This window comes from Calditrichota bacterium (genome assembly GCA_014359355.1).
Lineage (GTDB): Bacteria > Zhuqueibacterota > Zhuqueibacteria > JANLFK01 > Oleimicrobiaceae > Oleimicrobium.
Genome location: JACIZP010000275.1, coordinates 1 through 3,270, shown reverse-complemented (window position 1 = coordinate 3,270; position 3,270 = coordinate 1). Strand labels below are relative to the sequence as shown.

Sequence of the window (3,270 nt, the reverse complement as noted above, 5' to 3'; positions counted from 1 at the left end):
TTGGCATGGCGTTAGAGCAGAGCGGCGATGCGGAGGGGGCGCGCGCCCAGTACCTTAAGGCCTTAAGCCTGGCCCCCCAGGACTACGTGGCGCAGGCGAACCTCGCACGGCTGGGCTACTTGCGTGGCGACAATAGGGCCGCCATTGCCGCCTTCCGCAAGGCGATTGCCCTTAACCGTGAGTACGCGGACGCGTACTCGGGCTTGGGTGTGGTCTATCACCACCAAGGCTATCGGGAGCAAGCAGTGGTTCAGCTCCAGAAGGCGCTGCAGAAGAACCCGGGCTATGCGGGAGCACAAATTGGGGCTCATCTACCTAGAAGAGGGAAGACTGCAGCAGGCCATGGAAGAATTCCGACGCGCCATCGCTTGTGACCCGCTGTATGCGGATGCGCACTGCAGTCTGGGAGTATGCTTCTACCAGATGCAGGACTTACCCCATGCCGTGAGCGCCCTGCAGACCGCCTTGCGCCTCAACCCGCGCCTGGGCAAAGCGCACAATAATCTTGCGGTGGCCTACTATGCCATGGGCGATCTGCGGCGCGCCTGGGATTATGTCAGGGCGCCGACGCAAGTCCACTACGAAGTCGAGCCTGCTTTCCTCGAGTTGCTGAGGACAGCAGGACACAGGGGGGTTCAGGGGCGGGCCAGGGCAGCCATTCAGTTCCTTAGCCAGAAAGGAGGTGAGAGAGCGGCAGAACGGGTGTGTAACAGGATTCTCTCCTCAGGAAGGGTGCGTGGTGCGTGCAACGGAGCTGTGTTTCACCATATTGTGGAGGGCAACATGCGCAAAGCGACGATTCTCCTTACGGCGGTGCTCCTGTTGGGAGGAGCAGGCGTGAGCTGGGGGCAGAGGTGTCCTATCCCAGGCGTGACGCCTGTGCTGATTGCCACCAGCCCGTCCGGGGGGCCAAGTTTCAATTCCTGCTATCGCGGAGGCAACGAGGTTATCTACTATGAGCCGTCAAGCGGAAACTTGATTGCGACGTGGTACTGGGCCTACGGCTCATCCGATCCAGACCCCCGGAGGATCACCGCGGCTATCTCCACCGATGGGGGTCAGACGTGGACCCTCCATGAGAACATCAATCTGGGTGTGGGTGCGGTGATGAATGCCTACTACCCCACTCTGAAAGGGAACGCCTCAACCCCGATCATCGTCTACCGCAATGTTTCCACGGCCAACACGACGCTCATGAAGGGCCAACCGACGCTGGCCATGGACTTGCTCGGCTGGAACATGGGGGGATGGGTAAACAGCTTCATCGATCAGACTGCTTCTGCAGAGGATATCCTGGATATGCGTTATTACAGCATCGCTATAGCGCCTGATAACCCGCAGCTGTGGTTGGTGGGAGCCTATCACCATCCCGGGACCACTTCGGCGCCTCAGGCGCCCGGTGAGTACTTGCTGGTCTATCGCTCCGAGGACGGCGGTGCCACCTGGAGTCCGCCCATCCGATGGGCTTCGGCGGTGCCTGCAGACGTGGGCAAGCCAAACTACGTCATCGACCTGTCTACCTCTTCCACTTTGGTGGAACTGGGCGCCAACAACAAGGCATATGCGGCGGGACTTGGCCAGTACTATTCGGACGACGACCTGTGGCGTGTGATCTACTCCACCTCTACCGATGGAGGCGCTACCTGGTCGTCGCCGGCTCTTATTCCAGGCGCCGACTTTCTGGACTTTGGCAACGGCCGCCTAGGGCGGAACATTACCTCTCTCTTAGATGGGGCAGGTAACTTTCACGTCTTTGCCATCGGCGCCGACACCTCTGAGGGCACCCCTGAACAAGTGTGTGCCTGGGACTTTCGCTACGACGGCTCGCTGTGGAACATTAACCGCTTCGTGTACCCGCAGGTCATCCCGGAGGGTATCGTAGCGCTCGACCCGAAAAACTCGGCGTGGCCGATGAACAATGCCGCCCTTGGCCCGGACGGGACCTTATACTACTCCTACGTCGATGTGGTTGACACCACAGGTGCTGCCGGCGACCAGTACAAGTACAAGTACAAGATGTTCGTCATGGTCTCCGGTGACCAGGGCAGTACTTGGAACGGGCCGGTGGCGGTGGTGGAGAACTGGAGCGGCCGCGGCAACCCGAACGGCATGGCCAAGAACGCCAGCGACAAGTTGCACATCATTTTCCGCGAGTATGTCGGCGGTGTGGACTCGCTGTACTATGTGGGAGTGCCCACCTCCGAGGTCAAGGCGCGCAGCGCCGTCAGCCTGCCGCGTAGTGAAGTACCGAAGTCTTTCGCCCTATACCAGAACTTCCCCAATCCTTTCAACCCGACCACCTCGATCAGGTTTGACCTTAAGGAGCAAGCGCATGTCACTCTCAGCGTGCACAACGAGAGGGGCCAAGAGGTTGCCAGACTCGTCGACCGGGTTGAACCTGCCGGGATGAAGGGTGTAGTGTGGGATGCCCGTGGGTTACCTTCCGGCGTCTACTTCTGCACCCTGCGTGCTGGCGACTTTGTAGCCACGCGCAAGATGACTCTTGTGCGGTAGAAGCCAGCAGGAGGTGACCGCAGGAGCTTCTGCTGGCCCAGCCCGGGTGGCTGCCCGCTGTATGTCACCCGCGGGGCCGTTGTCAGGCAAGGATGTGGCCCGTACGCAACCTGAGGGCCGCGTCCTTGCCTGTTTTTTTGCCACGGCAGCGGAATGGCTCCCAAGTGGCACGGCATCTGTACCCTGTGCCTTTGGGGCCGGAGCAGAGCCGGGCCAATCGGGGTGACATGCCGGCTTGGCAAGGGCAAATAGGGGCTTGCGCAGTTGCTCAAACTTTCGTACATTGGCACAGGAGTGAGGAGGCGTAAGATGAAGCGTACCAGTCATCGGTTGTCCCTCATCGCTGCGACCCTCATTGTTGCGGGCGCCTGCATAGCCGGGCAAAGCCAAAGGCTGCTGGTGAGGGTGCCGATCCCGGAGCGGGCATCCCTTCAGCGCTTGCAGGATCTGGACCTGGACTTTGCCTACCAAGGTCTCAAGGACTATGTGGACCTGGTGGTGGATGAGCAACAACTGGGGATCCTCAAGGAGAGGGGTTTCACCTACCAACTGCTTCCAGCCATTGATCGTGCGCGCCTCTTCGACCCAGCCTACCACACCTACGAACAGATGGTAGCTTATCTGGACTCTCTGCAGCGAGAGTACCCAGAGATTTCGGCCGTGCACCAAATAGGCGCCAGCGAGCAATTGCACATCCCCATCTATGCCATAAAAATCTCCGATAATGCCGCGCTTGATGAAGACGAGTTCACCGTC

General features: G+C 59.9%; 3 protein-coding genes. All 3 read left to right on the top strand.

Annotated elements, in window-relative coordinates:
• Positions 1–374: tetratricopeptide repeat protein (locus H5U38_12125; protein ID MBC7187770.1), on the top strand; the 374-nt coding region annotated here is incomplete at its 5' end.
• Positions 286–2,514 (top strand): tetratricopeptide repeat protein, encoded by a 2,229-nt coding sequence (locus tag H5U38_12120; protein ID MBC7187769.1) that lies wholly within the window; start codon positions 286–288, stop codon positions 2,512–2,514. The genes H5U38_12125 and H5U38_12120, both read left to right, overlap by 89 nt.
• A gap of 309 nt (positions 2,515–2,823) precedes the next feature.
• Positions 2,824–3,270: hypothetical protein (locus H5U38_12115; GenBank protein MBC7187768.1), on the top strand; the 447-nt coding region annotated here is incomplete at its 3' end.